21 protein-coding genes are annotated in these 25,440 nt (G+C 60.0%); 10 read left to right on the top strand and 11 right to left on the bottom strand.

Annotated elements, in window-relative coordinates; all coding sequences use genetic code 11:
* The 7 genes from HMPREF2875_RS09770 to HMPREF2875_RS09800 all read right to left on the bottom strand — a co-directional run.
* A partial coding sequence (locus tag HMPREF2875_RS09770) for an HNH endonuclease signature motif containing protein (RefSeq protein WP_141754615.1) occupies positions 1-1,040 on the bottom strand: 1,040 nt, incomplete at its 3' end.
* A gap of 320 nt (positions 1,041-1,360) precedes the next feature.
* Positions 1,361-2,983, bottom strand: coding sequence for a cytochrome bc1 complex cytochrome b subunit (locus tag HMPREF2875_RS09775; protein ID WP_070672671.1), 1,623 nt, complete (start codon positions 2,981-2,983; stop codon positions 1,361-1,363).
* Complete coding sequence (locus HMPREF2875_RS09780) at positions 2,983-4,203, bottom strand: cytochrome bc1 complex Rieske iron-sulfur subunit (RefSeq protein ID WP_070672674.1); 1,221 nt, start codon at positions 4,201-4,203, stop codon at positions 2,983-2,985. The genes HMPREF2875_RS09775 and HMPREF2875_RS09780 overlap by 1 nt, the downstream gene beginning before the upstream one ends.
* On the bottom strand, positions 4,200-5,087 hold the full coding sequence (locus tag HMPREF2875_RS09785) for a cytochrome bc1 complex diheme cytochrome c subunit (RefSeq protein WP_039676130.1): 888 nt from the start codon (positions 5,085-5,087) through the stop codon (positions 4,200-4,202). Before HMPREF2875_RS09785 ends, HMPREF2875_RS09780 begins: the two co-directional genes overlap by 4 nt.
* Before the next feature lie 65 nt (positions 5,088-5,152).
* Positions 5,153-5,737 carry an aa3-type cytochrome oxidase subunit III gene (locus HMPREF2875_RS09790; protein WP_210388187.1) on the bottom strand — a complete coding sequence of 195 codons (585 nt, stop codon included), beginning with the start codon at positions 5,735-5,737 and terminating at the stop codon, positions 5,153-5,155.
* Positions 5,738-6,304: 567 nt separating this feature from the next.
* Positions 6,305-6,736, bottom strand: a complete 432-nt coding sequence (locus HMPREF2875_RS09795) for an aa3-type cytochrome oxidase subunit IV (RefSeq protein WP_070672677.1) — start codon at positions 6,734-6,736, stop codon at positions 6,305-6,307.
* A gap of 19 nt (positions 6,737-6,755) precedes the next feature.
* Entirely contained in the window at positions 6,756-7,835 is a 1,080-nt protein-coding gene (locus HMPREF2875_RS09800; RefSeq protein WP_070672680.1) for an aa3-type cytochrome oxidase subunit II, read from the bottom strand.
* A 354-nt stretch (positions 7,836-8,189) separates the two neighbouring features.
* On the opposite strand from HMPREF2875_RS09800, the gene asnB reads away from it, so the two are divergent.
* Complete coding sequence (gene asnB / locus HMPREF2875_RS09805) at positions 8,190-10,112, top strand: asparagine synthase (glutamine-hydrolyzing) (protein WP_070672683.1); 1,923 nt, start codon at positions 8,190-8,192, stop codon at positions 10,110-10,112.
* Between the two features lie 84 nt (positions 10,113-10,196).
* Here the strand turns inward: asnB and HMPREF2875_RS09810 are convergent, their stop codons facing one another.
* Complete coding sequence (locus HMPREF2875_RS09810) at positions 10,197-10,541, bottom strand: HesB/IscA family protein (RefSeq protein WP_039676139.1); 345 nt, start codon at positions 10,539-10,541, stop codon at positions 10,197-10,199.
* Between the two features lie 166 nt (positions 10,542-10,707).
* Between HMPREF2875_RS09810 and HMPREF2875_RS09815 the strand changes: the two genes are divergently transcribed.
* Positions 10,708-11,400 carry a DUF3043 domain-containing protein gene (locus HMPREF2875_RS09815; protein WP_070672686.1) on the top strand — a complete coding sequence of 231 codons (693 nt, stop codon included), beginning with the start codon at positions 10,708-10,710 and terminating at the stop codon, positions 11,398-11,400.
* A 12-nt stretch (positions 11,401-11,412) separates the two neighbouring features.
* The gene (locus tag HMPREF2875_RS09820; RefSeq protein ID WP_070672689.1) at positions 11,413-12,312 is read left to right on the top strand and encodes a nicotinate-nucleotide--dimethylbenzimidazole phosphoribosyltransferase; all 900 of its coding nucleotides are present in this window, start codon (positions 11,413-11,415) and stop codon (positions 12,310-12,312) included.
* Between the two features lie 9 nt (positions 12,313-12,321).
* On the opposite strand, the gene HMPREF2875_RS09825 is transcribed toward HMPREF2875_RS09820, so the two are convergent.
* The gene (locus HMPREF2875_RS09825) at positions 12,322-13,425 is read right to left on the bottom strand and encodes a branched-chain amino acid aminotransferase (protein WP_070672692.1); all 1,104 of its coding nucleotides are present in this window, start codon (positions 13,423-13,425) and stop codon (positions 12,322-12,324) included.
* Between the two features lie 131 nt (positions 13,426-13,556).
* On the opposite strand from HMPREF2875_RS09825, the gene HMPREF2875_RS09830 reads away from it, so the two are divergent.
* Positions 13,557-15,056 carry a leucyl aminopeptidase gene (locus tag HMPREF2875_RS09830; protein WP_070672695.1) on the top strand — a complete coding sequence of 500 codons (1,500 nt, stop codon included), beginning with the start codon at positions 13,557-13,559 and terminating at the stop codon, positions 15,054-15,056.
* Here HMPREF2875_RS09830 and HMPREF2875_RS09835 read toward each other — a convergent pair.
* On the bottom strand, positions 15,053-16,327 hold the full coding sequence (locus HMPREF2875_RS09835; RefSeq protein ID WP_070672698.1) for a glutaminase: 1,275 nt from the start codon (positions 16,325-16,327) through the stop codon (positions 15,053-15,055). The two genes, HMPREF2875_RS09830 and HMPREF2875_RS09835, sit on opposite strands and share 4 nt — an antisense overlap.
* Positions 16,328-16,355: 28 nt before the next feature.
* Here HMPREF2875_RS09835 and HMPREF2875_RS09840 point away from each other — a divergent pair, with 28 nt between their 5' ends.
* A complete protein-coding gene (locus tag HMPREF2875_RS09840; protein ID WP_070672700.1) occupies positions 16,356-16,898 on the top strand; it encodes an isochorismatase family protein in 543 nt (180 codons plus the stop codon).
* Between the two features lie 21 nt (positions 16,899-16,919).
* Here the strand turns inward: HMPREF2875_RS09840 and HMPREF2875_RS09845 are convergent, their stop codons facing one another.
* Positions 16,920-17,318, bottom strand: coding sequence for an oxidoreductase (locus HMPREF2875_RS09845; protein WP_070672703.1), 399 nt, complete (start codon positions 17,316-17,318; stop codon positions 16,920-16,922).
* 128 nt (positions 17,319-17,446) lie between these two features.
* Here HMPREF2875_RS09845 and sucB point away from each other — a divergent pair, with 128 nt between their 5' ends.
* From sucB to gcvH, 5 genes are all read left to right on the top strand, one after another.
* Entirely contained in the window at positions 17,447-19,507 is a 2,061-nt protein-coding gene (gene sucB / locus HMPREF2875_RS09850) for a 2-oxoglutarate dehydrogenase, E2 component, dihydrolipoamide succinyltransferase (protein WP_083311905.1), read from the top strand.
* Between the two features lie 290 nt (positions 19,508-19,797).
* On the top strand, positions 19,798-20,946 hold the full coding sequence (locus tag HMPREF2875_RS09855) for an MFS transporter (RefSeq protein ID WP_070672706.1): 1,149 nt from the start codon (positions 19,798-19,800) through the stop codon (positions 20,944-20,946).
* Positions 20,947-21,019: 73 nt separating this feature from the next.
* Entirely contained in the window at positions 21,020-23,884 is a 2,865-nt protein-coding gene (gcvP, locus tag HMPREF2875_RS09860; RefSeq protein WP_070672708.1) for an aminomethyl-transferring glycine dehydrogenase, read from the top strand.
* A gap of 4 nt (positions 23,885-23,888) precedes the next feature.
* Positions 23,889-25,001: a glycine cleavage system aminomethyltransferase GcvT gene (gene gcvT, locus HMPREF2875_RS09865; protein ID WP_070672710.1), complete on the top strand. Its 1,113-nt coding sequence runs from the start codon at positions 23,889-23,891 to the stop codon at positions 24,999-25,001.
* A 41-nt stretch (positions 25,002-25,042) separates the two neighbouring features.
* On the top strand, positions 25,043-25,435 hold the full coding sequence (gene gcvH, locus HMPREF2875_RS09870; protein ID WP_070672713.1) for a glycine cleavage system protein GcvH: 393 nt from the start codon (positions 25,043-25,045) through the stop codon (positions 25,433-25,435).
* The last annotated feature ends 5 nt before the right edge of the window (positions 25,436-25,440 follow it).

The following is a 25,440-nucleotide window of genomic DNA, read 5'->3' on the forward strand; positions in this document are numbered from 1 at the left end:
TCCACTACGTGTCCACGATTTGCGGGCAACCCCACCTCGGTCTTCATATTGTGATGACGCTGACACAAACACACCAGATTATCCGGATGCGTTGGCCCACCCTCGGCATAATTAATCCGATGATCCAACTGACACATCCACGCCGGCACATCACACCCACCAGCCCGACACGTCCCATCACGGCCCTCAACATACTTACGCACAAAATCCGACGGACGATAAGAATCAGAAGCTTTAGGCACCTGGCTTAAATCCCGCTCAACCACCGTGGCTGCTGGAATATCCTCACCACGCCACCCATGCCCCGGAACAAAGACCGGTACCCCCTCCACATCAGACGCCTTATAAGTATGCACCACCACTTTCGCTGCTTCAGGCTCCAGGCTGCCCGACAGCAACAGCACCATGGCATCCGCCATGGAGACCTCATGCCTTCTGGCGGTTTCTTTAATGATCTCGTGGATGACCACACCCACAGTGGAATCAACTTCTAACTCAAGATAGGCCCGCTGGCCTTTAGTCAGGATGGAATACCGGTTCTTCTTGCGCGTATCACGAAACGCTACTGAATCATCCAGTATTTTGGCGATATCGCGCACCCGGCGCCGAATCTGACTCGCTGTCGGAAACACCTGATTAGGCCGCTTCGGCACAAACCAGCAGGAAAGATTCTCATCAATTTCTGCCACCACCCTCCTCGTGGGGCTGCCTAGCTTTGACATCACCTCATCAATCGCCACCAGCGACGCCATATCCAACAAGGCTTTAGAATCCTGCAGCTGCTTAACCTTCGGTAACTCCTCTAGCCGAAGAACCCCCATCACATTCTTCGCGACTTGCCTTGCCGTCTTAGCAGTCTTGACCGAAAGCTTCATCACCTCACTATCAGAATCAGCCTCCAAAGCCGGAAGATTATGTAACCAGAACTCATACTCCGCACGCCGCAGAAACATCCCCGCAACACATACCGGATCATCAGGATTCGAATGAGAAAAATACGCCAACGGAACAGAAGAAGAAGTAGTTGTGGTTGCCACCATGGTGACACCCCCTTAAATACTAGAAAATGCGAACATGCTTTCTATCTACCACACTACCCAACCACCCCAACACCACACCAGGCCCCATACCACACCGCCACAACTAGACCAAAACAACACACCTATTCGAACATACTCTTGCCAACACCATATATAGACGGCAAATTATCAAACACCCCACACCACACTGTGACAAACACCACATGCAGGATGGTCAAGAGGGACGTCGCCAAGCATTGCGTCCCCAAGGATCGCAAAAGCCCGCTCCCCTCCTAGGTAGGAAGGAAGCGGGCTCAGTGAGCGTGTTTCAGAAGGTGGCGCTAGATGCGCCCGTTCTCTTCATCGTCGCGACGGTTAGCCTCGTTGAGCTGACGGAACATCTCCGCCTCCTCAGCGTGATTTTCTTCGCGGATTTCCTGTGCACGGGACATGATGCCAGCGTCATCCGGGGAGAAGATGCCCTGGGTCTCGGAGTCAGCCAGACCCAGCTGGTTGAGCTGCTTCGGAACCTGAGCACCGGCGTACTCGAGCGGAATCGGGTGGCCATGGTCATCAACTGGGCCAAGCGGCTGGTGAACCTCGATAAAGGCACCGTTCGGAAGCTGCTTGATAACACCAGTTTCGATACCGTGCTCCAATACCTCACGGTCGGAACGCTGCAGACCAACGCAAATACGGTAGGTCATGAAGTACGCAATCGGAGGCAGGACGATAAGACCGATGCGGCCAACCCAGGTCATCGCATTCAACGAGATCTGGAAGAAGTTAGCCACGTGGTCGTTACCACCGGAGAGGGTGACCAGCAGGAAGAAGGTGATGGCCATCGCGCCGATTGCGGAACGAACCGGAACGTCGCGCGGGCGCTGCAGGAGGTTGTGGTGGGCGTCGTCGCCAGTCAGCTTCTTCTCAATGAAGGGGTAGGCGAAGAGCAAGATAACCATGAGACCACACAGCAGGGCGACCCAAAATGCGGACGGGATGGTGTAGTTGCCGATGTAGAGCTCCCATGCCGGCATGACACGGGCAACACCGTCAGTCCACAGCATGTAGATATCCGGCTGGGAACCAGCGGACACCTGGGACGGGTTGTACGGTCCGAGCGACCAGATGGCGTTGATGGTCATGAGACCGGAGATGAGTGCCAGTACGCCAGCAACCATCATGCCCATACCAATTGCCTTGGTGGCAAAGACCGGCATGATGCGGACACCGACAACGTTGTTCTCAGCGCGACCCGGTCCAGGGAACTGCGTGTGCTTCTGGAACCAGACCATGATGAGGTGGGCTGCGATGAGGCCCAGGATGATGCCCGGGATAACCAGCACGTGCAGGATGTAGAAGCGGTCCAGCATCAGGTCGGACGGGAAGTCACCACCGAAGATGGCCCAGTGCAGCCAGGTACCGATAATCGGCAGACCCAGGATGATGGCAGACATGATTCGCAGACCGACACCAGAAAGCAGGTCATCCGGGAGGGAGTAGCCGAGGAAGCCCTCGATCATGCCCAGCAGGATGAGCGCGCAACCGATAATCCAGTTAGCCTCACGCGGGCGACGGAACGCACCGGTGAAGAAGATGCGCAGCATGTGAGCAATCATGGACATCATGAACATGAGTGCTGCCCAGTGGTGCATCTGGCGGATGAAGAGGCCGCCGCGCACCTCGAAGGAGATATCCAGTGCAGTTGCGTAGGCGCGAGACATCTCGACGCCGTTCAACGGGGTGTATGCACCGTCATAGATGACCTTCGTAATGGAAGGGTCGAAGAACAGTGCTAGGTAGATACCGGTCAGCAGCAGGATGATGAAGCTGTACAGCGCCATCTCACCGAGCATGAAGGACCAGTGAGTCGGAAAGACTTTGTTGAGCTGGGTACGCAGGACGCCAGCGGCAGAATAGCGCTCGTCCATGTTGTTGCCCATCTTGGCAAGTTTATTACTCATTATGACTTACGCTCCCAGAATGCAGGTCCGACGGGCTCAACGAAGTTGCCCTTGGCAACCATGTAGCCTTCGTCGTCCACCTCGATCGGCAGCTGCGGCAGTGCACGGGCGGCCGGACCGAAGACCGGCTTACCGTAGTGCAGAGCGTCGAACTGCGACTGGTGGCACGGGCAAAGAATGCGGTTGGTTTGTGCCTCATACAGCGAGGTCGGGCAACCAATGTGGGTACAGATCTTGGAGTAGGCGTAGTAGTCGCCGTAGTGGAAGTCCTCCTGGCCCTTACGCTCGATGGCCTTCTTGGCATCATCATTGCGCAGACGAATGAGCATCACAGCGTTGCGGTTTCCGTGAATGGAGTGCATGTGATTCTCGTACACGTCCTTATCCTCGGACCACTCAGCGCCATCGTTGACGTCCTCCGCTGCGAGCGGGAAGACAGTCTCCATGCCGCCGGCAGCAAGGTCCTCCGGACGAACACGCACCAAACGGGCAAGGCCGCGGGTGGTGTAGTGCTCACCAGACTCGCCAGCGTGCTTCTCGGCGATGGTACCGGTGTCACGAGCAAGGTAGAGCTTGACGCCCTTCTCGTGCATGGTCCAGCCGGAGGTCCACAGGGTGCCGTCGCCGGTGTAGTCCAGTTCGTGGCGCTTCTTCCACGGGTTGTTGATTGCGCCGCCGAGCGGGGCAATGACAGTCAAGCCGAAGAGAACGCCGGCGCCACCAAGCAGACCCATGATGGTCTTACGACGACCCAGAGTCGAGGTGTTCCAGGAGTCATTTAGCAGAGCGGTGAGGGTACGGCGGTCAACCTCGTCGGAAGGACCATCGTGGCGACGCTGCACGGAAATCTCTTCCGGCAGAATCTTCTTCACATACTGAACGATGGCGAAGCCAAGGCCCAAGATGCACAGACCGGAAGTCAGACCGAGAAGCGGGGTGTACAGGGTGTGCCACCACAGGCCATCCTCACCTAGCATCTTGTACTTCCAAGGCCAGAACAGGTAAACGCCAAGGAAGGCGATACCCATCAGCACGGAAATAACGAGCCAGAAGGTGATGTTGGCAGCGGCACGCTTCTCCGCCGGGTCACCCTCGACTGGGAAGCGCTCCTTGCGGAACGCAACGGTGACGTCGTCAAGCTCGGTACCGAGAGCGGCGAGCTCGTCGTTGCTCATAGCATCGAGCTCTTTGCGAGAGTAATTCTTCTTTACGTTGCTCATGAGCGAGATCCAATCCACATTGCGGCAACGCACAGAAGGCTGATGCCGATAATCCACATTGCCAGGCCCTCAGCCACCGGGCCGAGACCGCCAAGGTCCCAACCTGCCGGTGACGGGGTTTCCTTCGCAGACTTAAGGTAGGCGATGATGTCCTTCTTCTCATCTGCGGTCAGCTGACGGTCAGAGAACTTCGGCATGTTCTGCGGACCGGTCAGCATTGCCTGGTAGATCTCCTGCTCATTGGCCGGAGCAAGCGGCGGAGCGAACTTACCCGAGGACAGTGCGCCACCCTGACCAGTGAAGTTGTGGCAGGACGCACAGTTCATGCGGAAGAGCTCGGAGCCCTTGGCAACGTCCTCTGCCTGAATCTGTCCGTTGTAGTTGGTACCACGAAGGGATTCCTGGGCAATGGAGCCGTCGTCGTTGTAGACAATGTCCGGGCCACCACCGTTGGCAGCAACATATGCCGCAAGGGCCAAAGTCTGCTGCTCGGTGTAACGCGGGGTCTTGCGCTCAGCCTGTGCATCGTTGGACATCATCGGCATACGGCCGGAGTGCACCTGGAAGTACACAGAACCGGCGCCAACGCCGGCGAGGGAAGGACCGCGGTCCTCAATGCCCTGAAGGTTCGCACCGTGGCAAGTAATACAAGCGACTTCGTAGATGTCCTTACCCTCTTGAACGAGAGCCTGGTCATCCTTGGCAGCGGTAGCCACCTGAGCGTCCGGAGTCAGGGCGGAAGCCAAGACACCTGCGCCGGTGAGACCGATGCTCAGTGCGAAGACGCCAGCAAGCGTGCGCTTCGCCTTACGGCGACGGCGGGTCTTCTTAGCCGCGGCAGTGGTCTCCTCCACTGCGGCGGGCTGCTGGATGTTATCCATCATTTTCCTTTAGATAACTCGTACATGGAAGTGAATGGCTGTAGGCCGGAAGCTCCGGCGCTGACGGCCTACTTAACTAGGTAGATGACTACGAAAACGCCAATCCACACAACGTCAACGAAGTGCCAGTAGTAAGACACTGCCATCGCTGCGGTTGCCTGTGCCGGCGTGAACTTGGAGCGGGCAATACGCGCCAAGATGATTCCGAAGGAAATCAGACCTGCAGTCACGTGGGCCGCGTGGAAACCGGTCAGAATGTAGAAGACCGAACCAAACACGGAGGACTGAACAGTCACACCTGCCATGATCAACTCTGTCCACTCGAATGCCATGATGCCCAAGAAGACAACACCCAACGCGAGGGTCACCGAGTACCAGAGTCGGAGCTTGTATACGTCACCCCTTTCTGCTGCGAAGACGCCGAACTGGGAGGTCACGGAGGAGAGAACCAGAACAGTCGTGATGACAAAGCCCATCGGCACGTTGATGTGCGCGGTGTGCTCAGCCCAGTCACCCTCCTGGCCGTTCGCACGCGAGGTAAACCACATCGCGAACAGTCCAGCAAAGAACATCAATTCCTGAGACAGGAACACGATGGTGCCGACGCTGACCATGTTGGGTCGGTTCAGCGCGGCAACACGTGGTGCTGCCATACCTTGGTTAGAAACTACGCTCGTCACGCATAACAGTATGGCCGGTTAAGACGTATAAGTCATCTCAATTCCCCCCGATTTTTGGAGGCTGCAAGCTAGACCTTCACAGCCATTCCATATCTGCTCCACGATTCTTCAAGACAGAAAGTCACGGGAACTTTTCGCCACGCTTTCCGACGCCCCATTAATGCAGGTAGCACGACCCCTTACCCATAGAGCACCATAGCCGTCGAAAGGAATGGGTAACGTGCCGGCTCGTTCCGCAAGCACTTGGCGCGATTCTTTCAATGAGATAAATCACAAGCCCAAACAGTAGATCAGTGCAGGTTTGCAACTTTCGGTTGACCCCCGAAGAAAATAGGCTTTTACGTGCTGAAAGTGGTTCAAAGACGGCGCTGCCATACGGGGGAGACACCCCACCGCTCCCCCATTGGAGAAATTTTTGCGCGACGATGGGAACTTTCTTGAGGGCTATCCGACTCGACGATCGACAAAGCCCTCGAGCTCCATAAAGGAGGCGAGGGCTCGAGAAGTCGTGGCGCTTATCGGAGCGGCAGAAGGAACCTCTTAGTGCTTTTCCTTCGGCAGACCATACTGCAAGGACAGACCGGTTACAGAAGCAACGAGCAGGACTGCACCCAAGGCAATCATCCAGAAGTAGAGGAAGATAATACCGAGGCCGAGAACCGCAATAGAACCAGTCATGGCTAGCGGCCAAATGGAGTTCGGAGAGAAGAAGCCGAGAATACCGGCCTTGTCCTCGGTCTCCGCCTCTTCCCAGTCCTCCGGAGCTAGGTCGACTCGGTTGTCGGTGAAGTGCAGGTAGCCGCCGAGCATGAGGCACAGGAGCATAGCGAGAATCATGCCCACGATGCCGACCCACTCAGGGCCGTAGAGGTAGCCGTCATCCTTGACGTAGTTCACGCCGATGACGTAAACGATGAGCGACACGAAGAGGTAGGTCGCAATGGCGTAAAAGACCTTAGATGTTGCACGCATTGTGTATCAGTTCCTTTTCTTATGCCGCTTCAGCGGTGTCGACGAAGTTGTCGGCATCGCGGGTATCGCGCAGGGAGTTGAACGGAGACGTGGTCACAGCGTAAGGCTCTTCACCGATGTGCTCAAGGGCCTCAGCGTTGGTAGCTTCCGGGTTCTCTTCGCGGAACTTGAGGTACTTATTGAAGTCAGCGCGGTCAACGACGCGCAGCTCGAAGTTCATCATGGCGTGGTAGGTACCGCACATCTCCGCACAGCGGCCAACGAAGGCACCCTTCTCCTCAATCTTCTCTACCTGGAAGCGACGCTCCTGTGCGTTAACCTCCGGATGCGCGTAGACATCGCGCTTGAACAAGAACTCCGGAATCCAGAAGGAGTGGGATACGTCACCGGATGCAAGACGGAACTCAATCGGGGTATCTACCGGAAGAACCAGAACCGGGATCTCTTCGGTGGAACCTACGGTCTCAATCTTGTTGAAGTTGAGGTAGGAAATGTCACCGGTGGACTTGCCGTGAATCGGGTTCGGGTTCGGGGTACCCTCTGGGTCGGTAGCAGACTCCTCAGCGAGCTTTTGACGCTCAGTGTCAGCACCGTCGTAGTTCTCACCGTCTACCTTGTTCTCGGCGTAACCGAACTTCCAGTTCCACTGGTACGCAGTCACGTCAACGGTAACCTCTGGGTTCTTATCCAGTGCGGTGACCTTCTGCTGCGCCTGAACGGTGAAGAAGAACAGACCCATGATGATGAGAATCGGCATGATGGTCAGCGCCAGCTCGAGCGGCACGTTGTACTGCAGCTGCTTCGGGAACTCACCCTTGCCAGCCTTTTCTGCCTTCTTTGCGTTCCAGCGGAAAATGGCGGTGAGGAAGAGACCCCACATGATGAAGCCAACGATCCAAGCTGCAACCCAGACCCAAATCCAGAAGTTGTACATCGATTCAGCCTCTGGGGTAATACCCTTTGGCCAGCCGAAACCGAGGAGGTTCTCCACGGCGGTCGGCGCTGCGACATCACAACCCGCCAGAGCGAGGCCGCCCATGGCGATGACGCCTGCTAGACCAGCCTTGCGGGCGAGATTGCGTTCTTTACGCTGTCCCACGTGTGTTCTGCCTTTCTGTGCACACAAACTTCTCGAATACTCATGGAGCATTCCTACCCAATTAGGATAGAGCATCACGCTCGAGTTTCAGACCTTTTCGCTGGCCTGATGAGGGGATGATTTCGCTCCATAAATAATGAACGAACAGGATGTTACAGGCCCACCTGCACAAGATCACTCCCGCTCCCCCACCCACCCCCTGCCCCCTATGACTCAATTCACAAGGCCAATCCCCCTCCATCATCCGAAAGTTCGCACCCTAACGGGGAGCGCGGCGCGGGGTTCGCAGATCCTTGAGACACGGCCGTAAAGTGTGTCGCAGATGAACCTTCATATATAAGGAGAAACACGTTTATGTGCGGACTCTGCACGCTGCTTAGCGCCGATCGCAACGCCGCCGAGCACCTCGAAGCCCTCGAACAGTCCCTGCAGTGCATGCGTCACCGCGGCCCCGACGCAGCCGGCACGTGGCACGACGAGGACGCTGCATTCGGCTTCAACCGCCTGTCCATCATCGACTTGGAGCACTCCAACCAACCTTTGCGCTGGGGTCCAGAAGATAACCCCGAGCGCTACGCTCTGACCTTTAACGGCGAGATCTACAACTACGTCGAACTTCGTGAAGAGCTCACCGCTGCAGGGTATTCCTTTAATACTCAAGGCGATGGCGAGCCCATCGTTGTGGGTTATCACCACTGGGGCAAGGACGTCGTCGAGCACCTACGCGGCATGTTCGGCTTCGTTATTTGGGATACCGAAACCCGCACTATGTTTGCTGCTCGCGACCAATTCGGCATTAAGCCGCTCTACTATGCAACGACGAGCAAAGGCACGGTCTTTGCCTCTGAGATGAAGTGCATCCTCAGCATGGCAGACTCGCTGGGTCTAGACCTGGGCCTTGATAAGCGCGCCATTGAGCACTACGTCGACCTGCAATACGTTCCGGAACCGGAGTCTCTGCATGCCAACATTCGACGCGTCGAGTCCGGCTGCACCGTCACGCTGCGCCCAGGCGAAGAAGTAGTGGCCGAACGTTACTTCTCACCCCGCTTCCCCATCCAACCCGTCAAGCAGGGCGAGGAACAGCAGCTCTTCGACAAGATTGCGAGGGCGCTGGAGGATAGCGTCGAGAAGCACATGCGTGCCGATGTGACCGTAGGCTCGTTCCTCTCCGGCGGTATTGACTCCACCGCCATCGCGGCACTGGCTAAGCGCCACAACCCAGACCTGCTCACGTTCACTACAGGTTTCGAGCGTGAGGGTTACTCCGAGGTGGACGTTGCTGCTGAGTCCGCCGCAGCCATCGGCGTGGAGCACATCGTCAAAATCGTCTCCCCGGAGGAGTACGCCGACGCCGTGCCGAAAATCATGTGGTACCTAGACAATCCGGTGGCGGATCCGTCCCTGGTACCGCTTTACTTCGTAGCCCAGGAAGCCCGCAAGCACGTCAAGGTGGTGCTCTCTGGTGAAGGCGCTGATGAGCTCTTTGGCGGCTACACCATCTATAAGGAGCCGCTATCTCTTGCACCGTTTGAAAAGATCCCTTCTCCACTTCGCCAGGGGCTGGGCAAGCTCTCGCAGGTGCTTCCCGACGGTATGAAGGGCAAGTCCCTACTTAACCGTGGTTCTATGACTATGGAAGAGCGCTACTACGGCAATGCGCGTTCCTTTAACTTTGAGCAGCTGCAGCGCGTTCTTCCCTGGGCGAAGCGCGAGTGGGATCACCGAGAGGTCACCGCCCCGATTTATGCCCAGTCGCGGGACTTCGACCCGGTAGCTCGTATGCAGCACCTAGACCTTTTCACCTGGATGCGCGGCGACATCTTGGTCAAGGCCGACAAGATGAACATGGCCAACTCCCTTGAACTGCGCGTTCCCTTCTTGGACAAGGAAGTTTTCAAGGTTGCGGAGACGATCCCACACGAGCTGAAGATTTCCCATGGCACCACCAAGTACGCACTACGCAAGGCGATGGAGCAGATTGTTCCCCCGCACGTACTACACCGCAAGAAGCTCGGTTTCCCAGTACCAATGCGCCACTGGCTAGCTGGTGACGAGCTCTTCGGCTGGGCACAGGATCAGATTACGGAGTCCCAGACCGAGGACATCTTCAACAAGAAGGAAGTTCTCGAGATGCTCAAGGAGCACCGCGACGGTATTTCCGATCACTCCCGCCGCCTGTGGACCGTATTGTCGTTTATGATTTGGCACGGCATCTTTGTGGAGGATCGCATCGATCCCCAGATTGAGCAGCGCGATTACCCAGTGAAGCTCTAAAACGCATATAGCCCTCGCCACCACGGCGAGGGCTTTATTGCTGCCTACAGCGCCGCTTTCTATAGCGCTGACTTCAACCGGAAATCAGTTGAAGGAATCACCACAAGCACAGGAACCACCCGCGTTCGGGTTGTCAATGGTGAAGCCCTGAGCCTCGATGGTGTCAGAGAAGTCGATCTTGGCACCGGTGAGGTACGGGATGGACATCTTGTCTACGACGAGATTGACGCCACCGATGGTGTCGACCTTGTCACCATCAAGGGTACGGTCGTCGAAATACAGCTGGTAGCGCAGGCCAGCGCAACCGCCTGGCTGGACGGCGATGCGCAGGGACAGGTCGTCGCGGCCTTCCTGCTCAAGCAGGGACTTTGCCTTGGCGGCAGCGGCGTCGGTCAGGATGACTCCGGTTGCAGACGCGGGAGCGGTCATGGTTTCTCCTCTTAATATGTACGGAATTTTCTGGAGCCCACCCTACCCCCTCACGCGGAAGGAAGAAAGGATGTCTCGCTTGCACTGGTGTCGTGTCACTTAACCCAACGACGATGAGGGCGGGCCTATTCCCAGAATGTTGTGACAACCTTGTACGCTAAACATCGTGAAACTTCCGTGGCAAAAAGACGAAAAGACCCCTTCCCCCGCCGAGCAGACCCCGGCTCCCGAGGAGAAGGCCGCCGCCGAGAAACCGCACCGCAAGGGCTACACGCCGCCGAAGGGCCGCCCTACCCCTAAACGCGATGCGCAGGAAATCGCTCGCGGCGTCAAGCGCGATCCCAAGGGTATGTCTGATGCCCAGCGCCATCAGCACCGCAAGGAGCTCAAGGCCTCCATGTCCAAGGAGGAGTGGAAGGACTATAAGCGCAAGGAGCGCCAAGAATCTCGCGCGCGTAATAAGGAAGCACAAGAACGCATGGCTGCCGGCGATGAGCGCTACCTCCTCGCCCGTGACAAAGGTGAGGTCCGCCGCTACGTGCGTGACTGGGTAGATGCGCGCCGCTTCCTCAACGAGTGGGTTATGCCCTTCGCCATCGTGCTCTTTGTGCTTTTGTTCGTCAGCAGCAGGAATCCGAACTTGGCCAACATTATCTCCATCGCTTCCATGGTGGTCATCGCGGTCTTCGCTGTCGAAGGTATCTGGCTGTCGCGCAAGTGCAACAACGCTGTGCGCCTGAAGTTCCCGGGCACCACCGAAGCTGGCTTCGGCTTGGGCTTCTACGCTTATTCCCGCGCTTCCCAGCCACGCAAGTGGCGTACCCCGCGTCCACAGGTAGAGCGCGGAGCCGCCGTTTAATTCGGAGTACTCATGCCTGATTTCACCGCCATTCCACAGCTGCGCAGCACGTCCCCTCATGAAGCAGGGCGTCTTGCGGAGATCGCCGCATGGCTTGCTGCTGCGCAGGATTCCGAGAAGGCTCAGCCTCTCACCCGCGCTCGCGCACTAGTGTTCGCCGGCGCACACGGCATTGCGGATCGCACCATCGACGGCATCGGAATCGGGCCATACAGCAGTGCCGACGAAGCGCGCTGGCGTGACGATATCAGCACCGCAGCTCACCGCGCGGAGGCCGGCGTGGAGTTCATTGAATGCGCCGAAGCAGCAGCTATTGACGTCGCGCCTGCCATGTCCACCGAAGAGCTCGAGCGCCACGTTGAGCTCGGTAAGAAGACAGCGGATCGTGAAGTGGATTCCGGTGCAGATTTTCTCCTTACCTCCGATTTTGGCATTGGCGGAGAGACCGTCGCCGCTGCGGTCATGGGCCGCATTACCCGCACAGAACCGGTAGCCATTCTGGGCACACGCACCAGTGGTGGCGTAACTGATCAGATGTGGAAGACCCGCGTCACGATTGTGCGCGATGCTATGTTCCGCGCCCGCAATCTTGAGGGCTGGAAGGTCGTGCAGACCATTGGCTCCCCGAGCCTCGCAGCACTGGTGGGTTTCATCGCACAGGCAGCGTTGCGGCGAACGCCGGTGCTTATCGCCGGCCCCCTGGCCGCCACCGCAGCCGTCCTCGCGGAACGCAGCGCCCCCGGTGTCAAGGGTTGGCTGCGTGCGGGAAGTACGTCCCCCGAACCGGCGCAGGCCCTCGCGTTCAAGGAGCTGGAGCTTAGCCCGCTCCTCGACCTCAACCTGAGCGCCGGCTACCCCCTAGGCGCGCTCGCGGCCCTACCGCTCGTGCAGCTGGCCGCTGAGCTTAGCTAGAAGGCGAGATTACTTCGCTTCCACCAGCGTGTGCAGCCAGCCATGGATATCCTCCACGGCGCCGCGCTGAATTCCGGTGAGACGCTCACGCAAGGCCATGGTGGTCGCACCGGCCTCGTCATTGTTGATGTGGAAGTCCACATCATTGCCCATAACATGTCCCACTGGGGTGATGACGGCGGCGGTGCCGCAAGCAAAGGTTTCTTTCATCGCGCCGGAGGCGACATCGTCGGCCCATTCCTTGTAGGTAATGCGGCGCTCTTCGACCTTGAGCCCCATATCTTCAGCCACCTGCAGCAGGGATTTGCGGGTAATACCCGGCAAGAGAGAGCCCGACAGGGCCGGAGTGACCAGGGTTTGGTTGTCCTCTTCGCCATAAATGAAGGCAAGGTTCATGCCGCCCATTTCCTCGATGTAGGTGCGGTCGATGGCATCCAGCCAGACCACCTGGTCACAGCCCTTTTCTGCTGCCTGCGTCTGAGCCAGGAGGGACGCGGCGTAGTTGCCAGCGAATTTTGCAGCACCGGTGCCACCAGGGGCGGCGCGAACATAGTCGGTGGATAGCCAAACGGACACCGGTTTGATGCCGCCGGAGAAGTACGCGCCTGCAGGCGAAGCGATCACAACGTAGCGGTAGGAGTTCGCCGGATGCACGCCCAGGGATACATCGGTAGCGATCATGAAGGGGCGGAAGTACAGGGCTGCCTCGCCGCCTGCTTCGGGGACCCAGGCTTGGTCGACGTCGACAAGCTGGCGCAGAGACTCTACGAACTCCTCTTCTGGGAGCTGCGGCATGGCCATGCGCTCAGCGGAAGCCTGCAGACGCTGCGCATTCTGATCGGGGCGGAAGGTGGCGATGCTGCCATCCGGCTGGCGGTAGGCCTTGATGCCCTCGAAGATGGCCTGGCCATAGTGGAATACGGTGGACGCCGGTTCCATGCTGAACGGTTCGTAGGGGCGCACCTGTGCATCGTGCCAGCCCTTCTCTTCGGTCCAATCAATGGTCACCATGTGGTCGGTGAAGTACTTGCCAAAGCCCGGGTTCGCCTGAATCTCCTGTAGGCGCTCCGGGGAGGTGGGGTTTTCAGTTCGCGTCACGGTGTAATTCAACATGCCTCACAGCGTACCCCCTAGCTGCCTATAGGACTGCAGAAATACAAGAGTTTCGCCCCTGAGCGGCACCAGCCACTACCGCGGGTAGGGTGTGAGGAGTATCCCATTGTCACTTTCTCAAGGAGGACATCGTGGCTTCTTCCACGTTCGAACTGCCCGCACGCGGCTCTTTCCCCACCGTAGAGCTGGCCAAGAAGGCACCCAAGCAGGCAGACGCCCTGCTGATCGCCACTTTTGTTGGCGAAGACGGCCTCGAGGTTCCGGGCTCGTCCCTGCTCGGTTCGTCCGCACTGCGCTCGACGTATGAGGCTCTCGCCGCTGTGGGTGCGACCGGCAAGGCCGGAGAGATCGTGAAGGTTCCCGCCCCGCAGAAGGCCGGTGCTGCACAGGTCATCGCGCTGGGTCTGGGCGATGTTGAAGCGCTCGACGATGAAGCTCTGCGCCGCGCCGCCGGCAGCGCTGCCCGCGCCACCACAGGCGTGGGCACCATCGTAACGACTGTGGCGGACTTCGGCGTTTCCGCTGCAGTTGAGGGCCTCATCCTCGGCGGCTACTCCTACCGCGGCATCCGCTCCACCGAGCTCAAAGACGAAGAGCAGCCGGCCACCTTCGTCGTCGTGGCTGATAAGTCCGCCACCGAGGAGTTCGAGGCTGCCCGCACCGTGGCCGAGTCCGTTCTGTTGGCCCGCGACCTAGTCAATACTCCGGCCAACGAGCTCTACCCCGAGTCCTATGCCGCGTTCCTGTCTGCTCAGGCCAAGGAGGCCGGCCTCGATGTTGAGGTGCTCGATGAGAAGCAGCTAGAGAAGCAGGGCTTCGGCGGCATCCTCGCCGTGGGTAAGGGCTCTGCCCGCCCGCCGCGCCTGGTACGCCTGAGCTGGAAGCCAAAGAAGGCCACGAAGCACGTGGCTCTCGTGGGCAAGGGCATTACCTTTGACACCGGCGGTATTTCCCTCAAGCCGGGCAACGGCATGTGGGACATGATTTCTGACATGGGTGGATCCGCAGCCATGGCGGCCACCATCATCGCAGCGGCCAAGCTCAAGCTGCCAGTCCAGATCACCGCTACCCTGCCGCTGGCAGAGAATATGCCGAGCGCGAACGCCACTCGCCCAGGCGACGTGATTACCCACTACGGCGGCCTGACCTCTGAGGTCCTCAATACCGACGCCGAGGGCCGACTCGTGCTGTCGGATGCGATTGCCCGCGCCAGCGAGGACAAGCCGGATTACCTCATCGAAACCGCTACCCTTACCGGTGCGCAGATCGTCGCGCTGGGCGCGCGTACCTCGGGCATCATGGGCTCTGAGGTCTTCCGCGATCGCCTCGCAGAAATCGGCCGCGAGGTCGGCGAGAACGCGTGGGCCATGCCGCTGCTGGAGGAGCACGACGAAGAAATCAAGTCCCAGGCCGCGGATATCCGCAACATCAACGCCAAGCGCGAAGGCGGCATGGAGTTCGCCGGTACCTACCTCAAGCAGTTCGTGGGCGAGGGCATCGAGTGGGCTCACATCGACATCGCCGGCCCATCCTGGAACGGTACTGCCCCGCGCGGCTACACCCCGAAGCGCGCCACCGGTGTGCCGGTGCGCACCGTGGTGGCGGCGCTGCGCGAGATTGCAGAAGCCTAGAGTGATTCGCCGGCGATGACGTAGTCCTCCTTGTCCGCCAGCGGAAGGACCGTTCCGTCGGACATGGCGCGGTCGGTGACGAGCCCGTTGTCATCGACCAGCGCCACCTCGTTGCCGCCCTCCCGCAGGCGACGCAGGCCCTCCTTGAGCATGCGGCGACCCACCGTGTGGAGGCCGGAGACCTGCGAGAAGTCGAGCGCGAGGCGCTTGCCGGAGAACTGGCGCTCCTCCAGCTCGTAGAGAATAGCTTCGGTGGCGGTGAAGTTGATGTGACCCTGGAGTCGGATAATCGCGGTCTCGTCGTCCTCGTCCACGCTACGCACTGGGTGCACGCCAAAACGGTTATCAGTAGACATGAGGTGCAAGCCCATGTCCGAGGACAGCTCTTGGAAAATAGCGGTACCACGCACACTATTGCCCTGCTCGTCCAAACGTGGCGACAGAGTAGCCACGCCGAGCTGGCCAGGAAGGGTACCGATAAGCCCACCAGCCACACCAGATTTAGCGGGGATACCAACCTCCGCCATCCAGCGACCAGCACCGTCATACATGCCGCACGAGCTCATCACTGCCAGCGTAAGGCGGCAGACGTCGGCATCAAGAATCTTTTCCCCCGTCACCGGCTGACGTCCACCATTGGCTAGCGTGGCGGACATGACGGCCAAGTCACGAACGTCGACAGACAGCGCGCACTGCGAGGTATAGGACAGCACAGCGTCGTGCGCATCATCCTGAATAATCCCGTAGGAGCGCAGCATATGGGCAATCGAGAGGTTGCGCTCGGCATGTTCGAGTTCGGAATCACACAGGCGCTTATCGACGCTCACCTCGCGCCCCGCCAGCTTCGAGACATAGCTGCGGATGCGCTCCACACGGTCTTCTACGGAGGAGTCCACGCCGTTGATCAGCTGGTTAACCACGATGGCACCGGCATTAATCATCGGGTTGACGGGGCGGTGGTCCTTGGCCAGGGAGAGCTCGTTAAAGGCTTGTCCCGAAGGTTCAAGTCCCACCACTTCACGCACCTCACTCAGGCCTAGCTCCTGCAGAGCCAGCGCATAAATGAAGGGCTTGGAAATCGACTGGATAGTAAAGCGGTTCTCCGCATCACCGGCGCTGTACAGGTGGCCGGTGACGGAGCACAGGGCGACGCCGAGCTGGTCCGGGTTGGCGTCGGCAAGCTGCGGAATGTAGTCCGCTACCTCACCGCTGTCTTCGTCGCGTACGGAGTTCAGGATCTTCTCTAAATAAAAAGGAATCGGAGTTTTCATCCCGACCCAGCGTATAGAATTGTGATGCATGAAGCCCGCACTCATCATCGTCGACGTCCAACATGACTTCTGCCCGGGCGGTGCTCTCGCCACCGAGAAGGGCAACGAGGTAGCCGATCGTATCGGCGCTCTCCAGCCCAGTTACGACACCGTGGTAGCTACCCAGGATTGGCACATTGACCCAGGTTCACACTTTTCTGAGAACCCGGACTTTGTCGATTCCTGGCCTGTGCACTGCGTGGCTGATTCCTTCGGCGCTGCAATGCATGAATCCATCGGCGCTGTACAGGCTTACTTTCGCAAGGGCGAATACACCGCGGCCTACTCCGGTTTCGAAGGCGCGGCAGATGGTGTTTCATTGGCGGATTGGCTGCGCGAGCACGACATCACCGACGTAGACATCGTCGGAATCGCCACGGACCACTGCGTGCGCGCCACGGCTGCCGACGCCGTGAAGGAAGGCTTCACTGTGCGTGTGCTGGCGGACTACTGCTCACCAGTTGATGAGGCCCGGGGCGAGGCCGCACTTGAGGAACTTGCTCAGGCGGGCGCCACCATCGTGAGAGGTTAAGCGTGAAGGGTTAGGCCCCCGTTAACCCTCGTTCTGCTGGCGGCGCTGCTCAAATCGCTCGCGGCGTTCGCGCTGTTCTTCCCTCTTGCGCAAGATGCGCTCGCGTTCGATGCGCTCCCGCATTCGCTGTGGATAGCCGGTTTCCTCCACGTCGTAGATATCGCAGCGCAATAGCTTCGCTACTGCATCTATGCCCTTCGGTCCGCCAATGCGACGTCGGATGAAGGCGCCGTTCTCATCGACGACAACCACGGACATCTCATTGACCACAGTCTCGGGCTCCACAAAGGCCTCGATATACGCACGGCCCTGTGCCCAGCGCTGAAGCTCCTGAGCGTCCTCCGCGCGAATGGTCTCCCCCGGTGCGCGGGGCGGGCGCAGTTGAGATCGGGAACTGTTGCGTCGGAAGGGGTTGAACATGACTCCCCAGCCTACCCCGTGTCGAGGGTGCCCCAATTCACCCCACCCGTGCGCACTGTCTGCGGGCACGCTGTAGAATCGAACACTAGCGTTTCACTACTTTCAACTTTCGAGGAGTCTTATAACTTATGGCACACTCCGTTGTGATGCCCGAACTGGGCGAATCCGTAACCGAAGGCACGATTACCCAGTGGCTTAAGTCCGTTGGTGACACCGTTGAGGCTGACGAGCCGTTGCTCGAGGTTTCCACCGACAAGGTCGATACCGAAGTCCCCTCCCCGGTCTCCGGCACCATCCTCGAAATCAAGGCTGATGAGGATGACACCATCGATGTCGGCGAGGTCATCGCCATCATTGGTGACGAAGACGAGTCCGCTCCGGCCGCTGGCGATTCTGAATCCGCGGATTCTTCCGAGAAGGCTGAGGAGACCCCGGATAAGCCTGCTGAGGACGCAGAGTCTGAGGCTGCTCCGTCGGGCGATGCTACCGACGTGGAGATGCCGGAGCTTGGCGAGTCCGTTACCGAGGGCACCATTACCCAGTGGCTGAAGTCCGTAGGCGACACCGTCGAGGTCGACGAGCCGCTGCTCGAGGTCTCCACCGACAAGGTCGACACCGAAATCCCGTCCCCAGTCGCCGGCACCCTCCTTGAGATCCTCGCCGATGAAGACGACACCGTCGACGTCGGCGCCATCATCGCCCGCGTCGGCGACGGCTCCGCCGCAGCCTCCGAGAAGCCTGCTGCTAAGGAAGACAAGGCTGAAGAGAAGGAGGAAGAGCCGAAGGCAGAAGCCAAGGAAGAGAAGTCCGAAGACAAGCCGGCTGCTTCTGGCGACGCTACCGACGTAGAGATGCCGGAGCTCGGCGAGTCCGTTACCGAGGGCACCATTACTCAGTGGCTGAAGTCCGTAGGCGACACCGTCGAGGTCGACGAGCCGCTGCTCGAGGTCTCCACCGACAAGGTCGACACCGAAATCCCGTCCCCAGTCGCCGGCACCCTCCTTGAGATCCTCGCCGATGAAGACGACACCGTCGACGTCGGCGCCGTCATCGCCCGCGTTGGCGACGGCTCCGCCGCATCCTCCGAGAAGCCTGCTGCCAAGGAAGAAAAGAAGGAAGAGCCGAAGGCAGAAGAGAAGAAGGAAGAGCCCAAGGCTGACGAGAAGGTAGAGGAGAAGAAGCCTGCTGCTTCCTCCCAGTCCTCCGAGCCGAAGGCATCCGAGACCTCCACCAAGGTCAACAACGGCGACAACGTCCCGTACGTCACCCCGCTGGTACGCAAGCTGGCTGAGAAGCACGGCGTGGACCTGTCCACCGTGTCCGGCACCGGTGTTGGCGGCCGCATCCGTAAGCAGGATGTTCTGGCTGCCGCTGGCGAGGGCGAGGCTCCGGCATCCTCCGCTGGCACCGGCTCCTCCAACCCGCGCGCTCGCTGGTCCACCAAGTCCGTGGATCCGGAGAAGCAGGAGCTCATCGGTACTACCCAGAAGGTCAACCGTATCCGTGAGATCACCGCGTCCAAGATGGTTGAGGCTCTCCAGATTTCCGCTCAGCTGACCCACGTCCAAGAAGTCGATATGACCGCCATCTGGGACCTGCGCAAGCAGTCCAAGCAGGCGTTCATCGACAAGTACGAGGCCAACCTCTCCTTCCTGCCGTTCATCGTGAAGGCCACCGTTGAGGCACTGGTGTCCCACCCGAACGTCAACGCCTCCTACAACCCGGAGACCAAGGAGATGACCTACCACGCTGACGTGAACGTGGCCATCGCCGTGGACACCCCGAAGGGCCTTCTGACCCCGGTCATCCACAAGGCTCAGGAGCTGACTCTCCCGGAGATTGCGCAGCAGATTGCAGAGCTGGCTGATAAGGCTCGCAACAACAAGCTCAAGCCGAACGATCTGACCGGTGCCACCTTCACGGTGACCAACATCGGTTCCGAAGGCGCCCTGCTGGATACCCCGATTCTGGTTCCGCCGCAGGCCGGCATCCTGGGCACCGCAGCTATCACCAAGCGTGCAGTTGTGGTGACCGAGGACGGCCAGGACGCCATCGCTATCCGCCAGATGTGCTACCTGCCGTTCACCTACGACCACCAGGTGGTTGACGGTGCCGACGCTGGTCGCTTCATTACGACCATCAAGGACCGCCTTGAGACTGCAGACTTTGACGCAGACCTCAACCTCTAAGCCTTTGGGCAAACCCTAAAGGCAGCTCCCCCGCCATTGCGACGGGGGAGCTTCGTCGTTTTGTCTACTTTTCTCCCCGCGACACTGCGCAGGCTTCCTGCAGTACCGCACAGCAGTGCTGTTCCCACCCTCGCCGATAGGCACGAGCGCTAGCACCCCGCCGATCTGCCAAAAGTCGGCACCGATCCTGCAAGCGGATGAGGAATCTTTGTCAGTTTTGCGCCTACCGCACGCACCTGACTCCGTCGTTAAGCCACTGCACTGTGATTCAGCACACTAGACTGGTCCGCATGATTTCTCAGAAGTGGTTCCGAGTAGCCCTCGGCATGTTCCTTGTTGCTTGCGGCGCCAACCTCTTCGCCCCCATGGTGGTGGTTTACCAAGTCACCACCGACTTAGGGGTTCTGCACACAACCTTCCTGTTCGGAGTCTATGCCCTCGGCATCATGGTGGCGCTTTTTCTCGGCGGCCCCCTGTCTGATTCGCTGGGCAGGCGCGCCATCATGCGCCCAGCCGTACTTACCACCACTGCGGGCTCACTTATTTTTCTGCTGGGTTTTCAAGGCGCTTTCCTGCCTCTGCTGATTGGTCGCCTGTGCGCTGGGACCGCTGTTGGCCTCGCGATGTCCTCTGGTGCTGCCTGGATCAAAGAGCTGAGCACGCGCCTTACTGTCGGCGCCAAGCGCTCCTCCATCGCCTTGTCTGCCGGCTTCGCTCTTGCACCTGGTGTCGGCGGAGTGTGCGCACAGTTTCTGCCGTGGCCCACAGTCGTGCCCTATCTCTTTCACATTGGCTTAGCGCTCGTAGTTGTTCCTCTTGTGTGGACTGTGCCGGAGCACAAGAATGCCCCTTCTACCCGCCGTGCCTTGTTTCCGCGCAGTGTGCTCACGCCGCGCTATCTTCGCGTAGCCGCTTATGCGCCCTGGGTCTTTGGAACACCCACCACCGCGTTTGTGTTTCTTCCAGCTCAGTTAAGCGAGCATCTGCACCGGCCGATCCTGGTAGCCGGACTGCTTGCCATGCTGACGATGGGAAGCGGAGTCGTAATCCAGCAGGTCGCCGGACGGGTGACTCTTACTCCTGTACACGGAATGCTCCTGGCTGCTTGCGGAATGGCCTTGTGTCTTATCATCGTGGCATCCACACACCAGAGGTGGGCCGTGTATCTGCTGCCCGTGGCCGGCATCGCGATGGGCTGTTCCTACGGAATTGGAATGCTCAGCGGACTCGCCGAGACCCAAACTATCGCCGACCCTAATGAGCTTGGCGCGGCAACGGGGGTGTTCTATTCACTGACCTACCTTGGGTTCTTTGCCCCCTTCATCCTCTCCCTTTTGGGCCCTGCCGTGGGCAATGCCACCGCTTTTGTGATTGGTCTGAGCGTCGCCATTCTCACCGCCGCATGGCTTCATCTCACAGCCAGGGGTAGTCAGAATTAATGCCATAGGCCACGCTTTATACTTGAGGGCGGTTTAGGCCACACTGACTAACGCCACGAAGGAGTTCAAACACATGGATTTCATCTCTCGCCACCTCGGACCTGATGAGGCCGAGCGCGCGACGATGCTCAAGGCCGTGGGCTACGACAGCGTTGAGGCGCTTGTCGATGCCGCCCTCCCCACCACTATTCGCGCCGCCGAGGCCCTCCACCTCCCGGATGCGTTGAGTGAGGACGATGCCCAGGCCAAGCTGCGCGAGTATGCCTCTCAGAATGTCGTGCTGAAGTCTTTCTACGGCCAGGGATATTCCGATACTCTGACCCCGGCGGTCATCCGCCGCGGTCTGTTGGAAGATGCCGGCTGGTACACCGCGTACACGCCCTACCAGCCGGAGATTTCCCAGGGACGTCTGGAAGCTTTGCTCAATTTCCAGACGATGATTGAGTCCCTCACCGGCCTGCCCATCGCAAACGCCTCGCTTCTCGACGAAGCCTCTGCCAGCGCCGAAGCCGTTGGCCTCATGGCGCGTGCAGTGAAGAAGGGCCGACGCGTTCTGCTGGATTCCCGCCTGCACCCACAGGTCCTTGCCGTGGCTGCTGAGCGTGCCCGCGCCATTGAGCTCGAGGCCGAGATCGCCGATGTCCGCGACGGCATCGTGGGCGAGGATCTTGTCGGCGCCATCCTGGCCTACACGGGCACCGAAGGCGACATCGTGGATCCACGCGCGGCCATTGAAGAGCTGCACACCCGCGGCGCCTTGGCTGCCGTAGTGGCGGACCCGCTCTCCTTGCTCCTGCTCGAGGCCCCGGGCGAGATGGGCGCGGACGTTGTCCTCGGCTCCTCCCAGCGCTTCGGTGTGCCCCTCTTCTTCGGCGGCCCGCACGCAGCCTTCATGGCCGTCACGGAGAAGCTCAAGCGCCAGATGCCGGGCCGCATTGTGGGCGTGTCTAAGGACGCTGCCGGTCGCCCTGCTTACCGCCTGGCTCTCCAGACCCGTGAGCAGCACATTCGCCGCGAGCGCGCGACCTCCAACATCTGTACTGCACAGGCTCTGCTGGCCAACGTGGCCTCCATGTACGCGGTCTACCACGGACCGGAGGGCCTCAAGGCCATCGCGCAGCGCGTCCACGACCACGCTACTGCTTTCGCCGCTGCAGTAAGCAGCGCCGGCAAGGAGATTGTTTCGCGCGACTTCTTCGATACCGTCACCGTCACCGGCGTCGATGCCGCCGCCATCAAGTCCCAGTTGCAGGAGCAGGGCTACCTGGTTCGCGCCATTGGTTCGGACAAGGTAGCGGTCTCCTTCGGCGAGTCCGCCACCAGCGAGGACGTGACCGTCCTTGCCGCTGCCTTCGGCGCTGAGGCTTCTTCCGAATCTGAGCCAGCCGCGTCTGGCTCCTTCGAGATTCCAAACTCCCTCCAGCGTGCCGAGGCCCCGCTGCAGCACGAGATCTTCAACTCCATCCATTCTGAGACCCAGATGCTGCGCTACCTGCGCACCTTGGCGGACAAGGATCTGGCCCTGGATCGCACGATGATCCCGCTGGGCTCGTGCACGATGAAACTCAACCCCACCTCCGCCATGGAGCCCATCTCTTGGCCGGAGTTCGCCGGCATTCACCCCTTTGCCCCGGAAGAGACCACTGCGGGTTGGCGCGCACTCATTGAGGAGTTGGAGGCGTGGCTGTCTGAAATCACCGGCTACGCTCAGGTGTCCATTCAGCCCAACGCTGGCTCCCAGGGTGAGTTGGCTGGCCTGCTGGCCATCCGCCGCTACCACGTGGCCAACGGCGATAACGGCCGCGATGTCATCCTCATCCCGGCTTCTGCGCACGGCACTAACGCCGCTTCGGCGACGTTGGCCAACCTGCGCGTTGTCGTGGTCAAAACTGCGGATGACGGCTCCATTGACGTCGCCGACCTTGACGCCAAGATTGAGCAGCACGGCGAGCACATCGCCGGCATCATGATTACTTACCCCTCCACTCACGGCGTCTTTGACCCGGAGGTACGCGAGGTCTGCGACAAGGTTCACGCGGCCGGCGGCCAGGTTTATATCGACGGTGCGAATATGAACGCGCTGACCGGTTGGGCCCGTCCGGGTGCTTTCGGTGGCGATGTGTCCCACCTCAATCTGCACAAGACCTTCACCATCCCGCATGGTGGAGGTGGCCCGGGTGTGGGCCCGGTGGGCGTCGCCAAGCACTTGGTGCCCTTCCTGCCGACCGACGCCAACGATCCGCAGCTTGACCCGTCCCAGCCCGCGCAGGATGGCAGCGGCGTGCCGTCCACAGCGACGCGCTACGGCTCCGCCGGCGTGCTGCCCATTTCGTGGTCCTACCTGGCCATGATTGGTGCACAGGGCTTGACTGACGCCACGAGCCACGCCATCCTCGGCGCGAACTACCTGGCACAAAGCCTCAAGGATTCCTTCCCAGTGCTCTACACCGGTAATGCGGGCCTGGTGGCGCACGAATGCATCTTTGACCTGCGCGAGCTGACCGACGCCTCCGGTGTCACCGCCGCCGACGTGGCCAAGCGCCTCGTGGACTACGGCTTCCACGCGCCGACCTTGTCCTTCCCAGTGGCTGGCACCCTCATGGTGGAGCCGACCGAGTCCGAGGACCTGGGTGAGCTGGACCGCTTCATCGAGGCCATGCGCTCCATCCGCGCCGAGATCCAAGAGATCATCGACGCCCAAGTAACTTACGAGGATTCCGTCATCCACCACGCCCCGTTCACCGCTGAGGCCGTGGCGGACGATGAATGGGAGTTCACCTTCACGCGCCAGCAGGCGGCCTACCCGGTGGCTTCCCTGCGCCGCGGCAAGTACTTCCCGCCGGTGCGCCGCATCGACGAGGCTTACGGTGACCGCAACCTCGTCTGCTCCTGCCCGCCGCCGGAGGCTTTCGACTACACCGACAACCAGGAGGATTAAATCAATGACTGAATTCCTGCACTCCCCGCTGCATGCTGAGCACGAGAAGCTCGGCGCCACCTTCACGCCTTTCGGGCCGTGGGAAATGCCGCTCAAGTACGCCAACGAGCTGGATGAGCACCGCGCGGTACGTAATGCTGCTGGCCTCTTTGACCTGTCCCACATGGGTGAAATCTGGGTCAACGGCCCGGATGCAGCCGAGTTCCTGTCCTACTGCTTCATCTCCAACCTGGTCCCTCTCAAGGAGGGCAAGGCGAAGTACTCCATGATCTGCGCCGAGGACGGCGGCATCATGGATGACCTCATCACCTACCGCTTGGAGGAGACCAAGTTCCTCGTCGTGCCGAACGCCGGCAACGCCGACACCGTGTGGGAGGCACTCAACGAGCGCGCTGAGGGCTTCGACGTGGACCTCAAGAACGAGTCCCGCGACGTGGCCATGATTGCTGTCCAAGGTCCGAAGGCGCTAGAGATTCTCGTCCCGCTGGTGGAGGACACCAAGCAGCAGGCCGTCATGGACCTGCCCTACTACGCCGCGATGACCGGCAAGGTTGCCCGCAAGTACGCCTTCATTTGCCGCACCGGCTACACCGGCGAGGATGGCTTCGAGCTCATCGTCTATAACTCCGATGCCCCGGAACTGTGGGAAGAGCTGCTCAAGGCCGGTGAGGAATACGGCATCAAGCCCTGCGGCTTGGCAGCGCGCGACTCCCTGCGCCTAGAGGCCGGTATGCCGCTCTACGGCAACGAGCTCACCCGCGACATCACTCCGGTCGAGGCCGGTATGGCCCGCGCCTTTGCCAAGAAGGAACAGGACTTCGTGGGCGCTGAGGTGCTGCGCCAGCGCGCCGAGGAGGGGCCCAAGGCTGTTGTTACCGGCCTGGTGTCCTCCCAGCGCCGCGCGGCCCGTGCCGGCTCCGAGGTATATGTGGGCGAGCAGAAGGTGGGCACGGTCACCTCCGGCCAGCCCTCCCCCACTCTGGGACACCCGGTAGCACTCGCGCTCATCGACACCGCCGCTGGTCTCGAGCCGGGAGCTGACGTCGAGGTAGATATTCGTGGCAAGCGCTACCCCTTCGAGGTTTCCGCTCTCCCCTTCTACAAGCGTGAGAAGTAAACTCTACTACTGAATTCAACTACCGAAAGGACATCCTTCACATGGCTACCCTTCCTTCCGATTTCTCCTACTCCGAGGACCACGAGTGGGTCAACGCCACCGCTGATTCCGTCGTCGGTTCCACCGTTCGCGTCGGTATCACCTCCGTCGCTGCCGACCGCCTAGGCGAGGTTGTCTTCGCCGAACTGCCGGCTGTGGGTGACACCGTTGAGCACGGCGAGACCTGCGGCGAGGTGGAATCCACCAAGTCCGTCTCTGATCTGTACTCCCCGGTCACCGGCACCGTCACCGCCGTCAACGAGGACGTGCACGATGACTACGCCGTCATCAACAACGATCCTTTCGGTGAAGGCTGGCTCTTCGAGGTCGAGGTCACCGAAGTTGGCGAGCTCATGACCGCCGAGGAGTACGCCTCCGCTAACGGAGTCGCTTAAAAGTT

This window comes from Corynebacterium sp. HMSC078H07, from assembly GCF_001812805.1.
Lineage (GTDB): Bacteria > Actinomycetota > Actinomycetes > Mycobacteriales > Mycobacteriaceae > Corynebacterium.

What these genes read in the sequence shown, in the direction of transcription:
- HMPREF2875_RS09845 (WP_070672703.1), bottom strand. Translation starts at nt 17,318, where the DNA reads ATGTTCAACCCCTTCCGACGCAACAGTTCCCGATCTCAACTGCGCCCG.
- HMPREF2875_RS09810 (WP_039676139.1), bottom strand. Translation starts at nt 10,541, where the DNA reads ATGACCGCTCCCGCGTCTGCAACCGGAGTCATCCTGACCGACGCCGCT.
- HMPREF2875_RS09775 (WP_070672671.1), bottom strand. Translation starts at nt 2,983, where the DNA reads ATGAGTAATAAACTTGCCAAGATGGGCAACAACATGGACGAGCGCTAT.
- HMPREF2875_RS09840 (WP_070672700.1), top strand. Translation starts at nt 16,356, where the DNA reads ATGAAGCCCGCACTCATCATCGTCGACGTCCAACATGACTTCTGCCCG.
- HMPREF2875_RS09825 (WP_070672692.1), bottom strand. Translation starts at nt 13,425, where the DNA reads ATGTTGAATTACACCGTGACGCGAACTGAAAACCCCACCTCCCCGGAG.
- sucB (WP_083311905.1), top strand. Translation starts at nt 17,447, where the DNA reads ATGGCACACTCCGTTGTGATGCCCGAACTGGGCGAATCCGTAACCGAA.
- HMPREF2875_RS09790 (WP_210388187.1), bottom strand. Translation starts at nt 5,737, where the DNA reads ATGGCAGCACCACGTGTTGCCGCGCTGAACCGACCCAACATGGTCAGC.
- gcvH (WP_070672713.1), top strand. Translation starts at nt 25,043, where the DNA reads ATGGCTACCCTTCCTTCCGATTTCTCCTACTCCGAGGACCACGAGTGG.
- HMPREF2875_RS09820 (WP_070672689.1), top strand. Translation starts at nt 11,413, where the DNA reads ATGCCTGATTTCACCGCCATTCCACAGCTGCGCAGCACGTCCCCTCAT.
- HMPREF2875_RS09835 (WP_070672698.1), bottom strand. Translation starts at nt 16,327, where the DNA reads ATGAAAACTCCGATTCCTTTTTATTTAGAGAAGATCCTGAACTCCGTA.
- HMPREF2875_RS09855 (WP_070672706.1), top strand. Translation starts at nt 19,798, where the DNA reads ATGATTTCTCAGAAGTGGTTCCGAGTAGCCCTCGGCATGTTCCTTGTT.
- gcvT (WP_070672710.1), top strand. Translation starts at nt 23,889, where the DNA reads ATGACTGAATTCCTGCACTCCCCGCTGCATGCTGAGCACGAGAAGCTC.
- HMPREF2875_RS09795 (WP_070672677.1), bottom strand. Translation starts at nt 6,736, where the DNA reads ATGCGTGCAACATCTAAGGTCTTTTACGCCATTGCGACCTACCTCTTC.
- HMPREF2875_RS09785 (WP_039676130.1), bottom strand. Translation starts at nt 5,087, where the DNA reads ATGATGGATAACATCCAGCAGCCCGCCGCAGTGGAGGAGACCACTGCC.
- HMPREF2875_RS09780 (WP_070672674.1), bottom strand. Translation starts at nt 4,203, where the DNA reads ATGAGCAACGTAAAGAAGAATTACTCTCGCAAAGAGCTCGATGCTATG.
- gcvP (WP_070672708.1), top strand. Translation starts at nt 21,020, where the DNA reads ATGGATTTCATCTCTCGCCACCTCGGACCTGATGAGGCCGAGCGCGCG.
- asnB (WP_070672683.1), top strand. Translation starts at nt 8,190, where the DNA reads ATGTGCGGACTCTGCACGCTGCTTAGCGCCGATCGCAACGCCGCCGAG.